Here is a 16,038-nt window from a genome sequence, read left to right as displayed (position 1 = left end):
ATGCTCAGAACCAGGAGGGGAACCACATCCGCAGCAGCCACTCCGAGTGCAGCAGCGGCTCGCCGGCCAGGATCGGGTAGAAGAAGACGAACGTCGCCGCGACCAGGGCGAGGTAGAGGCAGACCAGTGCCAGCCCCAGCTGCCGGCGCCACTGGTCGTCGGGCCGGCGGCCGATGACGTCCTGCAGCGCGAGGGTGACCGCCAGGACGAAGAACGGCAGCACCGGCGCCATGTAGAAGATGAACATCGTGCGCTCGAGGTTGATGAACCAGGTCAGCCAGCCCGCCGCGATGCCGACCGCCACCGTGATCGCCGCGGGGTCGCGCCGGGCGACGATCCGCCAGACCAGCCAGAGCATCGCGGGGGCGAAGGCGAACCAGAGCGTCGGCGTCCCGACCATCAGGATGTAGCGGACGATCTGCTCGCCGGAGGGGTCGGCGAGGCCCTGCGGGTTCCACAGCAGGATCGGCCGGCCGTTGACCAGCCACGACCACGGGCCCGACTCCCACGGGTGCGGCGTCGACAGCCCGCTGTGGAAGCTCAGCCACTGGGCGTGCTCGTGCCACAGCGAGCGCAGCGCGTCGGGGATCCACGGGTAGGCCGTGTCGGGGTTCTGCTGCGCCCAGGCCTTGCCCTGCGAGGTCTCGCCCAGGAACCAGCCGGTGAACGAGGCCAGGTAGGTCAGCACGGGCACGACCGCCAGCGCCCAGAGCGCACCGGGCAGCCCGCGCCGCAGCACCGTGCGGGTCGGCCGCCGGACGCCCGCCTCGCGCCAGGCGGCGCGGTCCCAGAACAGCGACAGGACGGCGAAGAACGCGAGGAACCAGACGCCGCTCCACTTCACCGCGCAGGCGGCGCCGAACAGCACCCCGGCCGCGATCCGCCAGCCGCGGGGGCCGAGCCGGAACCCGCTGCCGGTCATCCGGTCGGCGCCCTCGCGCACCCGCGCCCGCACCCGGTCGCGGTCGACCACCAGGCAGGCCACGGCGGAGACGACGAGGGCCTGCAGGAACACGTCGAGCAGGCCGATCCGCGCCAGGGTGAACGCGAACCCGTCGAGGGCCATCAGCAGGCCGGCGATCAGGCCGAGCAGCGTGGAGCCGGTCAGCCGCCGGGTCAGCCGGACGAGCACGACGACGACGACCGTTCCGGCGATCGCCGACGGGATGCGCCAGCCCAGGCTCGTGTACCCGAAGACCTGCTCGCCCAGCGCGATGAACCACTTGCCCAGCGGCGGGTGGACGATGAACGAGTAGCCGCGGTTGTACTCGAAACCCCAGGTCAGCAGCTCGCGCGCCTCGGGCGGGTAGTAGGCCTCGTCGAAGAGCAGGTCGCGCGGGTAGGTGATGTTCCACAGCCGGCTGACGAACGTGGCCAGCCCCAGGACGGCGGTGAGGGTCCACGCGAGCCGCCGGTCGTCGGGCAGCGGCGGTGTGCGGTCGCGCAGCGGGCGCGGCGGCGGCCAGCGGCGCACCCAGCGCAGGGGAGCCGACGACGTCGGGTCCTCCTCCTCCGCGCGTTCCGGGGCCAGCACCGCCATGCCGCCAGGGTATGTGGGCCGGTCCCCGGCCCGGCCGTGACAGGCTCGCGGCGTGACGGGACGGCTGGTGCTCGGTGGCGCGCCCCTCGGGCAGCCCGGCGACGTGGGCCCGCGGCTGCGCGAGGTGATGGCCTCGGCCGACGTCCTGGCCGTCGAGGACACCCGCCGCCTGCACCGCCTGGCCACCGACCTCGGGGTGACGTTCACCGGCCGGGTCGTGACCTTCCACGAGTCGGTGGAGCAGGCGCGGTTGCCCGGGCTGGTCGCCGCGATGGCCGACGGCGCGACGGTGCTGCTGCTCACCGACGCCGGCATGCCCTCGGTGTCCGACCCGGGCTACACGCTGGTGCGCGCCGCGATCGACGCCGGCATCCCGGTGACCTCCGTGCCCGGACCGTCGGCGGTGACGACGGCGCTGGCCGTGTCGGGGCTGCCGGTCGACCGGTTCTGCTTCGAGGGCTTCCTGCCGCGCAAGCAGGGCGAGCGACGGTCCAGGCTGGCGTCCCTGGCCGACGAGCGCCGCACGATGGTGTTCTTCGAGTCCCCGCACCGGCTGGCCGACGCGCTCACCGACGCGGCGGCCGCGTTCGGCGACGCGCGCGAGGCCGCCGTCTGCCGCGAGCTGACCAAGACCTACGAGGAGGTCCGCCGGGGCGGCCTGGCGTCGCTCGCCGCCTGGGCGGCGGACGGGGTGAAGGGCGAGATCACGCTGGTCGTGGCGGGGGCGCCGGACGTCGCGGTGTCGATGGGGCCGGCCGAACTGGCCGCCGCGGTGGCCGAGGAGGAGGCCGCGGGCGCCACGCGCAAGGACGCCATCCGCACCGTCGTCGTCCGTACCGGGCTGCCCCGCCGCACCGTCTACGACGCCGTCGTCGCCAACAAGCCCACCTGACCTCGGGCAATGGAAGCTTTACCTGCGTCTTGGCGCTCGAGAAGCAGGCAAAGCTTCCTTTGCAGCAGGCTCAGCCGACGCGGAGCTGGGCGAGCCGCGTGCGGTACACCTCAAGGACCTTGCGGCGCACGCCCTCGGGATCGCGGAGCACCTCGGCGAAGGTGAACCTCAGCACGACCCAACCGAGTGCCGCGAGCGCAGTGTCGCGCGCCAGATCTCGCCGCCGGTCCTCCGGGGAGGTGTGATACCGAGCCCCGTCGAGTTCGACCGCCACCTTGACCTCGGGCCATGCTCGGTCAAGGGAGATGCGGCCGCTGGGCAGCTCGATCCGGTACTGCCCCACGCTTCGGGGCAACGAGCGGTGCCGGAAGACGTTCAGGACGCCGTGAGCCTCGAGTTCGCTCTGGCAGCCGTCGGCGATGAGTTCGATCGTCTGACGGAGCAGGCGCCGGCCGGCGATGTTCGGGCGCTCGGCGAGAGCTTCGTCGAGGAGGTCGGCGGTAACCCGCCCGCGGCGAGCGAGGTCGAGGGTGAGGGGACGGCGTTCATCGGGTGGCAGCAGCGGCCAGGAGTCGATGACCGTGCGTGGCAGCGTCGTGATCCGCAGTCCGTGGCGTATGACGCACTGGTCGGAGTCCGGGTCGAACCGCTTCCTGCGATGCACGATCAGCCCCGGAGCGCCGGCGCGGCGCAGGCTCTCCTCCACCGTGAGGTGGAGAGGATGTTCCAGGCGCCGTTCCCCCCACACCGCGAGAGCAGTCAGATGGCTGAGGGCCGCCTGAGGCCCGGCGTGCAGGAGCGCAGCGCGCAGCGTCGTTAGGCCGCCGTCGTCCGGTCCCTTCAGCCGGTACACGTGCGGGAAGACGCGGACGAGCTGCCTCCGGCCAATGTGACCGTCGAGAACGGCACGCGGCACGCTACGGAGGAGTTGCTGCCGAGTGGCCAGCCCACCGTGCTCCAGAACGGTCTCGCATATCACTTGTCGCCAATCCACGACGGCAGGGTGTCGTGTCGCACCGCCTGCGTGGAGACCGCGACGACAACCTGTGGATAGCGGGTCGGTCGTCCGGGCCGGGCACCTCACCAGGCAAAGGAAGCTTTGCCTGCGTCCTGGAGCCCAGAACGCAGGAAAAGCTTCCATTGCCCGGGGCAGGCAGCGGACAGCCGGCTTACAGCCAGCCGTTGCGCTTGAAGCCGCGGTAGAGCAGGACGCAGGCGGTGAGGATGAGCAGCAGCACCATCGGATAGCCCCAGCGCCAGTCGAGCTCCGGCATGTAGCTGAAGTTCATGCCGTAGATGCCCGCGATCGCGGTGGGGACGGCGATGATGCCGGCCCACGCCGAGATCTTGCGCATGTCCTCGTTGTCGGCCTGGGAGGTGCGGGCGAGCGAGGCCTGAAGGATCGAGGTGAGCAGCTCGTCGAGCGAGCCCACCTGGTCCCGCACCCGGATCGCGTGGTCCTCGACGTCGCGGAAGTACGAGCGCATCGCGTCCGGGACGACGTCGACCTGCCGGTTGGCCAGCTTCTGCAGCGGGTTCTCCAGCGGTGAGACGGCCCGCCGCAGCGACATGAGTTCCCGCTTGAGCTGGTAGAGGCGGCCGATGTCGTCGGCGCGCCGGTCGCTGAACACCGACGCCTCGAGCTCGTCGACGTCGTCCTCGACCGCGGCCGCCACGTCGACGAAGTCGTCGACGACGTGGTCGGCGATGGCGTAGAGCACCGCGGAGGGGCCCAGGCACAGCAGCTCGCGCTGCTGTTCGAGGCTGCGCCGCAGCGCGGTCAGCCCGCCGTGGTGGCCGTGCCGGACGGTGATCACGTAGTTCGCGCCCAGGAAGACCATGATCTCCCCGGTGTCGACCACCTCGCTGGTCGCGGTCAGCTGCTCGTGGGCCACGTAGGTGGCGGTCTTGAGCACCATGAAGATGCCGTCGTCGTACTGCTCGAGCTTGGGCCGCTGATGGGCGTAGACGGCATCCTCGACCGCCAGCGGGTGCAGGCCGTAGCGGCCGGCGATCCCCGCGAGTTCCCCCTCCGAGGGCTCGTAGAGGCCCAGCCACACGAAGCCGTCGCGCTCGGTGGCCTCCCGCAGCGCGTCGTGCGGGTCGGTCGGATCGATCCGCCGCCCGTCGACGTAGACCGCGCAGTCGACCACCAGGTCCGCGTCCGGGCGGCGGCCCGAGCCGGGCCGCGCGGCGCCGGCGGGCCGGGGACGCAGCACCGGGGTGCGACCGTCGTCCCGGCCGCTGGTCCCCAGAGGGCGTGGCACGGACGACGACGTGTCGCTGGTCATGGTTCCGCCTCCCTCGTGCCCGGCTCCCGGGCGTCTGCAGCGTAGGCATGCGGGGGAGTCGCGCCCGTGTCACGCTCGCCGGGACGATGCCGAGCCGGGCCGTGCCGAGGAGGACGCCGTGACCGCTGGCACCCGCCGGGTGAAGTCCGTCGAGGACTCGATCAAGGACACCGACCACCCCGAGCACCGGCTCAAGAAGCACCTGTCCGCGCTCGACCTGACCGTCTTCGGCGTCGGCGTGATCATCGGTACCGGCATCTTCGTGCTGACCGGCGAGGTCGCGAAGACCACCGCCGGCCCGGCCGTCGCCATCTCGTTCGTGATCGCCGGGGTGGTGTGCGGTCTCGCCGCGCTCTGCTACGCGGAGTTCGCCTCGACCGTGCCGGTCGCGGGCTCGGCGTACACGTTCTCCTACGCCACGCTCGGGGAGTTCGTCGCCTGGATCATCGGCTGGGACCTCGTCCTCGAACTGGCCCTCGGGGCCGCGACCGTCTCCGTCGGCTGGTCGGGCTATCTCAACCAGCTGCTCGGCGACCTGGGCATCCCGCTGCCCACCTCGATCGCCGGCGAGGAGGCGACGGTCAACATCCCGGCGATCCTCATCGCCCTGCTGATGACCGGCGTGCTGATCCTCGGGATCAAGCTGTCGTCGCGAGTGACGTCGGTGATCGTGGCGATCAAGGTCGCGATCGTGCTCCTGGTGATCGTCGTCGGCGTCTTCTACGTGAAGGCCGCGAACTACACGCCCTTCGTGCCACCGTCCGAGGCGGGTGAGTCGGCCAGCGGCTGGACGGCGCCGCTCATCCAGACCCTGTTCGGGTTCACCCCGAGCACGTTCGGGGTCGGCGGCATCCTCGCCGGGGCGGCGATCGTCTTCTTCGCGTTCATCGGGTTCGACATCGTGGCGACGGCGGCGGAGGAGACCAAGAACCCCGCGCGCGACATGCCCCGCGGCATCATCGGGTCCCTGGCTGTCTGCACCGCCCTCTACGTCGCCGTCTCGCTGGTCGTCGTGGGCATGCAGCGCTACACCGAGCTGTCCTCCGAGGCGCCGCTGGCCGACGCCTTCCGCAGCGTGGGCCTGCCGTTCCTGTCGGGCGCCATCTCGGTCGGCGCCCTGGCCGGGCTGACCAGCGTGGTGATGATCCTGCTGCTCGGGCAGTCGCGGGTGCTGTTCGCCATGAGCCGCGACCGGCTGCTCCCGCCATCGCTGGCGAAGGTGCACCCCAGGTACGGCACGCCCTACGCGATCACGCTGATCACCGGCGGCGTCGTCGCGCTGCTGGCCGGCTTCGTGCCGCTGAGCACGCTGGCGGAGCTGGTCAACATCGGCACGCTGTTCGCGTTCGTGCTGGTGTCGCTGGCGGTCATCATCCTGCGGCGGACCCGGCCCGACCTGCCGCGATCCTTCCGAGTGCCGTGGGTGCCGCTGCTCCCCGTCGTCTCGGCGCTGGCCTGCTTCTACCTGATGCTCAACCTGCCCGCCGAGACGTGGCTGCGGTTCGCCGTCTGGATGCTCCTCGGCGTCGTCCTCTACTTCTCCTACGGGCGCCGCAGGAGCCGGTTCACCACGCCGGGCGACCGGGAGGACGCCGCGGCCGCCAACGCCGCGCGCCGGGGGTGACTCACCCAAGGGGGTGAGATCCCGCGTCCGGGTCTACAGCTGGGGCGCGCACGCGCCGAGCTGACCTGCATGGCGATCAGCGTCCTCGATGTCCGCGACACCTTCGTGTCGCCGCGCGCCGCCGCGCCGTCGTCCCGGACCGTCGCCGAGCCGGCCGCCCTCCGCCGGGTGCCGCTCTCCGCGCTGGCCGCCGGACTGATCGCCATCGCCGAGGGCGTCGGCCTGCTCGCCGCCGCGCTCACCGGCCTGGACGGCGTCCTGTCCTCCCCGCTGCGTCCCACCGGCGTGGTCGTCGCCGTCGGGCTGGTCGTGCTGGCCGGCTGGATCGTCCTGTGCGCCGGCAGCGGTGCCGCCCTGATCGACGCCACCGGCCGCCGCACCTACGTCGGTGTCGCCCTGGGCGAGACCGCGCTGGTCGGCCTGCTCTCGGTCGTCGCCGTCGCCACCCCCGTCTTCGCCGCCGCCCCGTTCGGCCTGCCGCTGCCCGCCGTGGTGGCCCTGGCCTTGGCGGTGCCGGTCGGCAAGCTGCTCCTCGTCGGCGCCCCCACCGCCCAGCAGTGGGTGGCCCAGGGGCCCCGCGCCCGCGAGGCCCGGCCCGACCCGGTCGCCGCGCACCGGCTGCTGGCGACGCTGACCCTCGGCGTCATCGGCGCCGGACTGGTCGCCCTGACCGTGCTCGCACCGGTCGCCGAGGGCGGCGCGGACCTCGAGGGCACCGTGTCGAGCGTCGTCTACCAGCCCTGAGCCCGAACCGACTGGACGGTCCTCCGTACTGTTGACCCGTGAGTGATCGGCACATCCTGACCGCCGTCGCGTGGCCCTACGCCAACGGCCCGCGGCACATCGGACACGTCTCCGGCTTCGGCGTCCCCTCGGACGTCTTCAGCCGCTACCAGCGGATGGCCGGCAACAAGGTCCTCATGGTCAGCGGCACCGACGAGCACGGGACCCCGATCACCGTCGCGGCGGACGCCGAGGGGGTGTCGCCGCGCGAGATCGCCGACCGGAACAACCGGATCATCGTCGGCGACCTGGCCGGGCTCGGCATGACCTACGACCTGTTCACCCGGACGACGACGGCCAACCACGCCGCCGTCAGCCAGGAGATCTTCCTCGGCCTGCTCAAGAACGGGTACGTCTTCCCGAAGACGACGCTCGGCGCGATCAGCCCGTCGACCGGCCGCACCCTGCCCGACCGCTACATCGAGGGCACCTGCCCCATCTGCGGCTTCGACGGCGCCCGCGGCGACCAGTGCGACAACTGCGGCAACCAGCTCGACCCGATCGACCTGATCAACCCGCGCAGCCGGATCAACGGCGAGACGCCGAAGTTCGTCGAGGAGGAGCACTACTTCCTCGACCTGCCGGCGTTCACCCGCGCACTGGGCGACTGGCTGGGCACCCGCAAGAGCTGGCGGCCCAACGTTCTGAACTTCAGCGTCAACCTGCTCGACGACCTCAAGCCGCGCAGCTACACCCGCGACATCGACTGGGGCGTGCCGGTGCCCCTCGACGGCTGGCGCGACCGGCCGGACAAGCGCATCTACGTGTGGTTCGACGCCGTCGTCGGCTACCTGTCGGCGTCGATCGAGTGGGCCCGGCGGTCGGGCGACCCCGAGGCCTGGCGGCAGTGGTGGCAGGCGCCGGACTCCGACGCCTACTACTTCATGGGCAAGGACAACATCGTCTTCCACTCCGAGATCTGGCCCGCCCAGCTGCTCGGCTACAACGGCGAGGGCGACAAGGGTGGTACGCCGGGCTCGCTCGGCCGGCTCAACCTGCCCACCGAGGTCGTCTCCAGCGAGTTCCTCACGATGGAGGGCCGCAAGTTCTCCTCGTCGCGCCAGGTCGTCATCTACGTGCGCGACTTCCTGGCCCGGTACGACGCCGACGCGCTGCGCTACTTCATCGCCGCGGCCGGGCCGGAGAACCAGGACACCGACTTCACGTGGGCGGAGTTCCTGCGCCGGAACAACGACGAGCTCGTCGCCGGGTGGGGCAACCTGGTCAACCGCACGGTCTCGATGGCGGCCAAGAACGTCGGCGCCGTCCCGACGCCGGGCGAGCTGACCGAGGCCGATCGCGCGCTGCTGGCCACGACGTCGTCGGCGTTCGACACGGTCGGCGACCTGCTGGGGCGCAACCGGCAGCGGCACGCCGCGTCCGAGGCGATGCGGGTGGTCGGCGAGGCCAACAAGTACCTGTCCGACCAGGCGCCCTGGAAGCTCAAGGAGGAGCCCGCCCGCCGCGACACGGTGCTGTTCACCGCGCTGCAGGCGGTCAGCGACTGCAACGCGCTGCTCAGCCCCTTCCTGCCGCACTCCGCGCAGAAGGTGCACGAGCTGCTCGGCGGCACCGGCGTGTGGTCGCCGGAGCCGCGGATCGAGGAGGTCACCGATCTCGACGACGGCTCGCCCTACCCGGTGATCACCGGCGACTACGACGCCGCCCAGGCGGTCTGGGCCTCCCGGCCGATCGAGGCCGGGGTCCCGCTGGCCGCGCCGACCCCGGTGTTCAAGAAGCTCGACGAGTCGATCGTCGAGGAGGAGCTGCGCCGGCTGGAGGAAGACGGGGACTCCGAGTGAGCCGGTCGGCCGCGTCCCGTGCGAACAAGCGCGGCGAGCCGCCGCCGTCGCCGGAGCCGCTGCCGGCTCCCGCGCTGGACAGCCACACGCACCTCGACATCGTCCTGGGGGAGCGGCCGGCCGGCGACGAGCACGGGGAATGGGCGTCGGACGACGACGTCGACGCCGAGATCGCCGCCGCGGTCGCGGTCAACGTCCCGCGGCTGGTGCAGGTGGGCGTCGACGTCGCGTCGTCCCGCTGGTCGGCGGCGCTGGCCACCCGGCATCCGAACGTGCTCGCCGCCGTCGCGCTGCACCCGAACGAGGCCGGGGCCGGGAAGGCGACCGACGACGCCCTCGCCGAGATCGACCGGCTCGCGGCGCTGCCGCGGGTGCGGGCGGTGGGGGAGACCGGCCTGGACCGCTACCGCACCGGCCCCGAGGGCTGGGCGGACCAGGAGGCGTCGTTCCGGGCGCACATCCGCATCGCGAAGGACCGTGGGGTGGCGCTGGTCATCCACGACCGGGACGCGCACGAGGAGATCCTGCGCGTGCTCGAGGACGAGGGCGCTCCCGAGCACACCGTCTTCCACTGCTTCTCCGGGGACGCCGACTTCGCCCGCCGGTGCATCGACCGGGGCTTCGCGCTCTCCTTCGCCGGCACGGTGACCTTCGGCAACGCCGGTGCCCTGCGGGAGGCGGCGGCGCTCACCCCGGTGGAGCAGATGCTCGTCGAGACCGACGCCCCCTTCCTCACCCCCATGCCGCACCGCGGCCGCCCGAACGCCTCCCGCCTGGTCCCGCACACCGTCCGCGCCCTCGCCGACCTGAAGACCCTGGACCTGGCCGAGTTCTGCACCGCCCTGACCACGACCGCGGAACGCGTCTTCGGCAAGTGGGAGGAATAGGCCGCGCCGAGCGGGACCCGAAGGGTCCCCGAGGGGTGGCCTGAACTCCGCGAAGCGGTCACGCGGAGCGGGGCCCGAAGGGTCCCCCGAGGTGGGACGAGAAGGGCTCCGCGCACGGGGGGAACGGCATTTGGCCGCGGTGTCCCCCGGAGGGGGACAATCAACACCGTGGGTCGCCTCATCGCTGTCGTCCTGTTCATCGCCGTCCTCGTCCCCGGCGTGCTCCTGGCGCGCGCGTGGTGGCTGGCTTCGGGCCGCCGCGCTGTCGCGGGTGGGGCCGTCGAGCTGGCCGAGCCCACCCCCGAGGGCACGGAGACCCTGCGTCGCCAGGCTCAGCACGGCCGGCGGATCCGGCGGCTCGGCTTCCTCCTGGGGTTGGCCGGTGTGGTCGGCAGCGTCCTCATGTTCGCCGAGGCATCGGTCTTCCTCTGGGTCCCGGCCCTGGGGATCGGCCTGCTCGCCGGTGTGCTGCTCGCCGAGGCCACCCGCCCCCGCCCCCGCTGGGTCACGGCCACGCCGGTGCGCCGGCCGCGGCAGACCGAGCTGATCTCGGGCTGGTTGGTGTGGACGATGCGGGTGGTCGCCGTGGCCGAGCTGGTGGCGGCCGGCGTCCTGTGGTCCGGCGGGGACCTGCCCGACGCCGTCGGCTGGGTCGCGGTCGTCATCCCGCTGGGCGCCTGGCTCCTGGCCGAGCTCGCGCTGCTGCGGTCGTTGCTGCGGCCGCTGCCGGCCGCGGGCGCCGACGTGCCGGTGGACGAGGCGCTGCGGACGTGGACCGCGCACCTGGTCGCCGCCGCCGCCAGCGTGCTGGCGATGCTGCCGCTGGGCACGCTGCTGCTGGTGGCCGGGATCGACCTCGGCGACCGCGTGACCGAGAACGTGGACCTGCTGCCGGTGGCCCTCGTCGCGGGCGGCTTCTCCGCGCTGGCGGCCGGTGTCGCGGTGGCCGGTTTCCTGCTGCCGTGGCTGCGGCCGGTCCGCTCCAGCGAGCGCGCCCTGGCCGGCTGAACCCGCCTCTCCTGCCCGGGATCCACCCGGTTCACCCTGTGGCCTTCGTCACCCGCCGGGCGCCCGGCAGCTCGTCGCCCCACCAGCACCTTCGAGCTCGCGTGTCACACACGGTGTCGGCGCGCCCACGCAGAGCACCCACAGTTCTCTGCTTGACTGGCTGTGCAGCATTGCCACTCGTACCGTCTTCGTTATCGTGTCGTGACCGATCAGCCGGGGTGGAGACCGACCCGGGCGGTGCCGCCGACTCGGGAGCTCGCGCTCCGGAGCCGGCTGCCGCCCGAGACGGCGGACTCCTGCCCGGGTTCTGTGACCCTGTGGAAGTGTCGTGCGCCGTTCCCTCCAGCTCAGCCTGTTCGCCCTCGTCCTGCTCGGACTCGTGGGCGGCACCCTGGCGTTCTTCCTCGCCCAGAAGTCCGTGACGGTCACCGTCGACGGCCAGAGCCGCAGCATCGGCACGTACGCCGACACGGTGGGCGAGATGCTGGAGGAGGAGGGCCTCGAGCCCGCCGCGCACGACGTCGTCCTGCCGGCCGCGCACCAGTCGGTCTCCGACGGGGACACCGTGATCCTGAACCGGGCCCGCCAGCTGGAGCTCACCGTCGACGGCGTCTCCCGCGAGGTGTACGTGACGGCGCTCTCGGTCGACGAGGCGCTCGAGCAGCTCGGCTACCGGGCCGAGGGTCTGGTCCTCTCGGCCAGCCGCAGCGACCGCCTGCCGCTGGACGGCATGGCGCTGACGATCACGACCCCCAAGAACATCACCCTCGTCGCCGACGGGCAGGAGCGCGTGGTCACCACGACCGCCGCCACCGCCGGCGACCTGCTGGCCGAGCAGGGCCTCGCGCTGAGCGAGACCGACCGGACCAGCCTCTACCCGCAGCAGGCCCTGCTGGACCGGATGCGGCTGCAGGTCTTCCGGGTGCAGGTGAGCGAGGTGCCCGTCACCTCCGCGATCCCGTTCGAGCGGGTGGAGACCCCGGACGCGAACGCCTTCGAGGGCGACGAGACGATCACCCAGCCCGGCCAGGCCGGTGAGCAGATCACCACCTACCGGGTAACGGTCACCGACGGCGTGGAGACCGGCCGGGAGGAGCTGCGCACGGAGGTCACCCGGCAGCCCGTGGCCGAGCAGGTCACGGTCGGCACGAAGGCCCGCCCGGCCAACTCCCCGAGCGCCGACGGTCTCAACTGGGCGGCGCTGGCGCAGTGCGAGTCCGGTGGCCGGCCCAACGCGGTGAACCCGTCCGGCAGGTACCACGGTCTCTACCAGTTCTCCGTCGCCACGTGGCAGTCCGTGGGCGGCACCGGGCTGCCGTCCCAGGCGTCGCCGGACGAGCAGACCTACCGGGCGCAGCTGCTCTACCAGCGCTCCGGTGCCGGGCAGTGGCCGCACTGCGGCTCCCGCCTGTTCAGCTGATCGGTCCCTCCTGACCGCCACCCCGGACCAGTCCGACGGGCTGCTGGGCCCCGCCGCCATCCGCGAGCTGGCCCAGCAGCTCGAGCTGCGACCCACGAAGTCCCTCGGGCAGAACTTCCTGCACGACGCGAACACGATCCGTCGGATCGTGCGGACCGCCGATCTCCGTGACGACGACGTGGTGCTCGAGGTCGGCCCCGGTCTCGGATCGCTGACCCTGGGTCTGCTGCCCGCCGCCGCGCACGTCGTCGCCGTCGAGATCGACCCGCGGCTGGCCGCGCTGCTCCCGACGACCGTCGCCGAGCGGAGGCCCGATCTCGCCGACCGGCTCACCGTCGTCGAATCCGACGCGCTCCGGGTCACCGAGCTGCCCGGCCCGGCGCCCACGGCGCTGGTGGCCAACCTGCCGTACAACGTCGCCGTCCCGGTGCTGCTGCACCTGCTGGACCTCGTCCCGACCCTGCGCAGCGCCCTGATCCTGGTGCAGGCCGAGGTGGCCGACCGGCTGGCTGCGGCGCCGGGGAGCGCCGCCTACGGCGTCCCGTCGGTGAAGGCGGCCTGGTACGGGGAGGTGCGCCGGGCCGGAGCCGTGGGACGACGGGTGTTCTGGCCCGAGCCGAACGTCGACTCCGGCCTGGTCGCCCTCGTGCGGCGGCCGCCACCCCCGGGCGACCGGGTCGCGACCTTCGCCGTGATCGACGCCGCCTTCGGCATGCGCCGCAAGGGGCTGCGCGCGGCCCTGGCGCGGTGGGCCGGGAGTCCGGCCGCCGCCGAGACCCGGCTGCGCGCCGCGGGCATCGAGCCCGCCACGCGGGGTGAGCAGCTGTCGGTCACCGATTTCGCGCGCCTCGCCGCGACCGAGCCGGAGCAGCCGTGACCTCCGCGGTCACCGCGCGGGCCCCGGCGAAGGTCAACGTGCACCTGGCCGTCGGTCCCCTCCGGGCCGACGGGTTCCACGAGCTGCGCACCGTGTACCTCGCGGTCTCGCTCTTCGACACCGTGACCGCGCGGCCGTCTGACGGCCTGTCGCTCACGGTGTCGGGTGAGGGCACCGGCCCGGGGGCCGGGGCCGACGTCGTCCCGCTCGACAGCCGCAACCTCGTCTGGCGGGCGGCCGAGCTGCTGGCCCGGCACGCGGGCGTGCCGGCCGACGCCGCGCTCGACGTCGTCAAGACCATCCCGGCCGCGGCGGGTCTGGCCGGGGGTAGTGCCGACGCGGCCGCCACCCTCGTGGCCCTCGACGCGCTCTGGGGCACCCGGGCCCGGCGGGAGGACCTCGCCGGCCTGGCCGCGGAACTGGGCAGCGACGTGCCGTTCAGCCTCCACGGGGGCGTGGCGCTGGGCTCCGGGCGGGGCGAGCAGCTCTCCCCGGTCCTGGCCCGCAGGCGCTGGGACTGGGTGCTCGGCATCGCGGGGGAGGGGCTGTCCACCCCGGCGGTCTACGCGGAGCTCGACCGGCTGCGGGCCGACGGGAAGGTGCCGGACGGCGAGACGCTCGCCCCGGCCGAGCCGGTGATCGCCGCGCTGCGCAGCGGGCCCCCCCAGGCGCTCGCCGCGGCACTGCTGAACGACCTCCAGGCGCCTGCGCTGGCCCTGCGCCCGGCGCTGCGGCGGGCGTTGCGTGCGGTCAGCGACGCCGGGGCCGCCGCCGCCCTCGTCAGCGGGTCCGGGCCGACCGTCGCCGCCCTCGCCGACGACGAGCGGGGCGCCCTGCGGCTGGCGGCAGCGGTCGCCGGCGCGGGCGTGTTCCGCACCGTCCGGGCCGTGCACGGGCCCGTTCCGGGCGCGCGTCTGGTGACCTGAGAGAGGACCGTCAGGCGGTGAGGCCGGGCTGCGGGTCGAGGTGCGCCAGGCCGTTGTAGGCCAGGTTGACCAGGTGCGCGGCCACGTCCTGCTTGCCCAGCGACCGGTTGTCGAGCCACCACTGCCCGACGAGGGCCACCATGCCGACCAGCGCCTGGCTGTAGAGCTCGGCCAGCCGTGGGTCGTAGCCGCGCTCGTCGAACTGGCCGGCCAGGATGTGCTCGACCTTGCGGGCGACCTCGCCGATCAGCGACGAGAAGGTGCCGACGCCGCTGGTCACCGGCGGGGAGTCCCGCGTGAGCACCCGGAAGCCCTCGGTGTCCTCCTCGATGTACTCGAGCAGGACCAGGGCCGCGCGCTCCAACAGCTCGCGGGGGTGCCCCGGGGTGGACAGCGCCGAGGTGAACCGGTCGAGCAGGCGCTGCATCTCCCGGTCGACGACGACTGCGTACAGCCCCTCCTTGCCGCCGAAGTGCTCGTAGACGACCGGCTTGCTGACGTCGGCCCGGGTGGCGATCTCCTCGATCGAGGCCGCCTCGTAGCCCTTCTGGCCGAACAGCTCGCGGCCCACGTCGAGCAGCTGCTGGCGTCGCTGCGCGCCGGTCATGCGCACCCGGGGCCGTGACGTGCTGCTGGTCATGCCGGCCATCCTCCCCTCGGTCCCCTGCAGGGTCCCGCCGCGAGCGTGCGAGTGGTGGAGGTCAGGGGGTCCTGCGTCAGCCGGCTACCGTGGCCGGCTCGCGCCGCTTGGCGGCCAGCCGGACCGGGTCGGGCCACTTGACGTTGCGGGCCCAGCCGAGCTTCTCGAACGCCCAGATCACGCGCGCGCTGATGTCGACCTGGCCGCGCAGCACGCCGTGGCGGGCGCACGTCGGGTCGGCGTGGTGCAGGTTGTGCCACGACTCGCCGGCGCTGAGGATCGCCAGCGGCCAGAAGTTGGTGGCGCGGTCCCGGGAGGCGAACGGCCGGTTGCCCACGACGTGGCAGACCGAGTTGATCGACCAGGTCACGTGGTGCAGCAGGCCGATGCGCACCAGCCCGGCCCAGAAGAACGCCGTCCAGGCGCCGGCCCAGCTCTGCGTGACCAGCCCACCGATGACCGCCGGGAGGAAGACGCTCAGCGCCGCCCACACCACGAACGTCCGGCCGATGCCGACCAGCCCGGCGTCCTTCAGCAGGTCGGGCGCGTAGCGCTCCTGGCTGGTCTTCCGCCGCTCGAACAGCCAGCCCAGGTGGGCGTGAAACATGCCCTTGACCAGCGCTCGCGCGTCGGTGCCGTAGCGCCAGGGCGAGTGCGGGTCGCCCTCGCGGTCGGAGAAGGCGTGGTGCCGGCGGTGGTCGGCCACCCACTGCACGACCGGCCCCTGGACCGCCATCGACCCGGCGACGGCGAGCCCGAGCCGCAGCGGCCGGGCCGCCTTGAACGAGCCGTGCGTGAAGTACCGGTGGTAGCCCACCGTGACGCCGAGCAGGCTGAAGAAGTAGAAGCCGACGGCCAGCCCGACGTCGAGCCACGACAGCCCCCAGCCCCAGACGGCCGGGACGACGGCGGCGAGGGCGACGAACGGCACGACCACGAACGTGTACAGCGTGACGATCTCGAGGGTGCTCTTGCGCCTGCCGATGGCATTGGCGGGAAGGCCGGCGTGCGGTTCCGCGGGGCGGGGCGGAGCGGTGGGCCGGGTGAGAGCAGGCGCGGACAAGAGGCCTCCGGGGCGGGGAGAGTGAAGCGGCCGGCGGCACTGTCGTACAGGCGCCCGTGGCCGAGGCTACGTGTCCGTAACCTACGTCAGCGTAGGGACGGCGGCGACTCCAGGTGCCCACCGGACGGGTGCCGGGACGTGCTCCGCGGGCGGCCCGGCCCTAATGGGGCCGCACTCGGTCGGTTCTGGAGATGATCGGGTGTCCGAGCCGCCGGTGGGTGAACACTGCCCGACCCAGGTCCGATCGTTGAGGCCCAGGCCTAGATCGTGTCCCCGCCGGTTGGG

Annotated in this window: 14 protein-coding genes; 9 read left to right on the top strand and 5 right to left on the bottom strand. The window is 73.0% G+C overall.

Translation table 11 applies throughout. The annotated features are described in order from the left end of the window. Positions 1-4: 4 nt before the first annotated feature. A complete protein-coding gene (locus ABD644_RS17640; protein WP_344690311.1) occupies positions 5-1,540 on the bottom strand; it encodes a dolichyl-phosphate-mannose--protein mannosyltransferase in 1,536 nt (511 codons plus the stop codon). Between the two features lie 52 nt (positions 1,541-1,592). Between ABD644_RS17640 and rsmI the strand changes: the two genes are divergently transcribed. Further along, on the top strand, positions 1,593-2,432 hold the full coding sequence (gene rsmI / locus ABD644_RS17635) for a 16S rRNA (cytidine(1402)-2'-O)-methyltransferase (protein ID WP_344690310.1): 840 nt from the start codon (positions 1,593-1,595) through the stop codon (positions 2,430-2,432). 70 nt (positions 2,433-2,502) lie between these two features. On the opposite strand, the gene ABD644_RS17630 is transcribed toward rsmI, so the two are convergent. After that, entirely contained in the window at positions 2,503-3,285 is a 783-nt protein-coding gene (locus tag ABD644_RS17630; RefSeq protein WP_344690309.1) for a DUF559 domain-containing protein, read from the bottom strand. 316 nt (positions 3,286-3,601) lie between these two features. Further along, on the bottom strand, positions 3,602-4,723 hold the full coding sequence (gene corA / locus ABD644_RS17625; protein ID WP_344690308.1) for a magnesium/cobalt transporter CorA: 1,122 nt from the start codon (positions 4,721-4,723) through the stop codon (positions 3,602-3,604). Positions 4,724-4,841: 118 nt separating this feature from the next. Between corA and ABD644_RS17620 the strand changes: the two genes are divergently transcribed. The 8 genes from ABD644_RS17620 to ABD644_RS17585 all read left to right on the top strand — a co-directional run bounded on the left by ABD644_RS17620 (position 4,842) and on the right by ABD644_RS17585 (position 14,050). Beyond that, entirely contained in the window at positions 4,842-6,347 is a 1,506-nt protein-coding gene (locus ABD644_RS17620; protein ID WP_344690307.1) for an amino acid permease, read from the top strand. Between the two features lie 69 nt (positions 6,348-6,416). Beyond that, on the top strand, positions 6,417-7,091 hold the full coding sequence (locus ABD644_RS17615) for a hypothetical protein (RefSeq protein ID WP_344690306.1): 675 nt from the start codon (positions 6,417-6,419) through the stop codon (positions 7,089-7,091). Positions 7,092-7,129: 38 nt separating this feature from the next. Then, entirely contained in the window at positions 7,130-8,932 is a 1,803-nt protein-coding gene (gene metG, locus ABD644_RS17610; protein ID WP_344690305.1) for a methionine--tRNA ligase, read from the top strand. Next, the gene (locus tag ABD644_RS17605; RefSeq protein ID WP_344690304.1) at positions 8,929-9,819 is read left to right on the top strand and encodes a TatD family hydrolase; all 891 of its coding nucleotides are present in this window, start codon (positions 8,929-8,931) and stop codon (positions 9,817-9,819) included. Before metG ends, ABD644_RS17605 begins: the two co-directional genes overlap by 4 nt. 168 nt (positions 9,820-9,987) lie before the next feature. Then, the gene (locus ABD644_RS17600; protein WP_344690303.1) at positions 9,988-10,827 is read left to right on the top strand and encodes a hypothetical protein; all 840 of its coding nucleotides are present in this window, start codon (positions 9,988-9,990) and stop codon (positions 10,825-10,827) included. A gap of 328 nt (positions 10,828-11,155) precedes the next feature. Next, positions 11,156-12,247 (top strand): resuscitation-promoting factor, encoded by a 1,092-nt coding sequence (locus ABD644_RS17595; RefSeq protein ID WP_344690301.1) that lies wholly within the window; start codon positions 11,156-11,158, stop codon positions 12,245-12,247. Continuing rightward, positions 12,204-13,124: a 16S rRNA (adenine(1518)-N(6)/adenine(1519)-N(6))-dimethyltransferase RsmA gene (rsmA, locus tag ABD644_RS17590; RefSeq protein WP_344690300.1), complete on the top strand. Its 921-nt coding sequence runs from the start codon at positions 12,204-12,206 to the stop codon at positions 13,122-13,124. Before ABD644_RS17595 ends, rsmA begins: the two co-directional genes overlap by 44 nt. Further along, positions 13,121-14,050, top strand: coding sequence for a 4-(cytidine 5'-diphospho)-2-C-methyl-D-erythritol kinase (locus ABD644_RS17585; RefSeq protein ID WP_344690299.1), 930 nt, complete (start codon positions 13,121-13,123; stop codon positions 14,048-14,050). The genes rsmA and ABD644_RS17585 overlap by 4 nt, the downstream gene beginning before the upstream one ends. 10 nt (positions 14,051-14,060) lie before the next feature. Here ABD644_RS17585 and ABD644_RS17580 read toward each other — a convergent pair whose 3' ends face one another. Both ABD644_RS17580 and ABD644_RS17575 read right to left on the bottom strand, forming a co-directional pair. Beyond that, a complete protein-coding gene (locus ABD644_RS17580; protein ID WP_344690298.1) occupies positions 14,061-14,690 on the bottom strand; it encodes a TetR/AcrR family transcriptional regulator in 630 nt (209 codons plus the stop codon). A 76-nt stretch (positions 14,691-14,766) separates the two neighbouring features. Next, positions 14,767-15,753 carry an acyl-CoA desaturase gene (locus tag ABD644_RS17575; RefSeq protein WP_344690297.1) on the bottom strand — a complete coding sequence of 329 codons (987 nt, stop codon included), beginning with the start codon at positions 15,751-15,753 and terminating at the stop codon, positions 14,767-14,769. Positions 15,754-16,038: the final 285 nt, after the last annotated feature.

Origin of the sequence: Blastococcus jejuensis (assembly GCF_039534705.1) — a bacterium.
Taxonomy (GTDB): Bacteria; Actinomycetota; Actinomycetes; order Mycobacteriales; family Geodermatophilaceae; genus Blastococcus_B; species Blastococcus_B jejuensis.
This window is presented reverse-complemented; position numbering and strand designations above follow the sequence as displayed.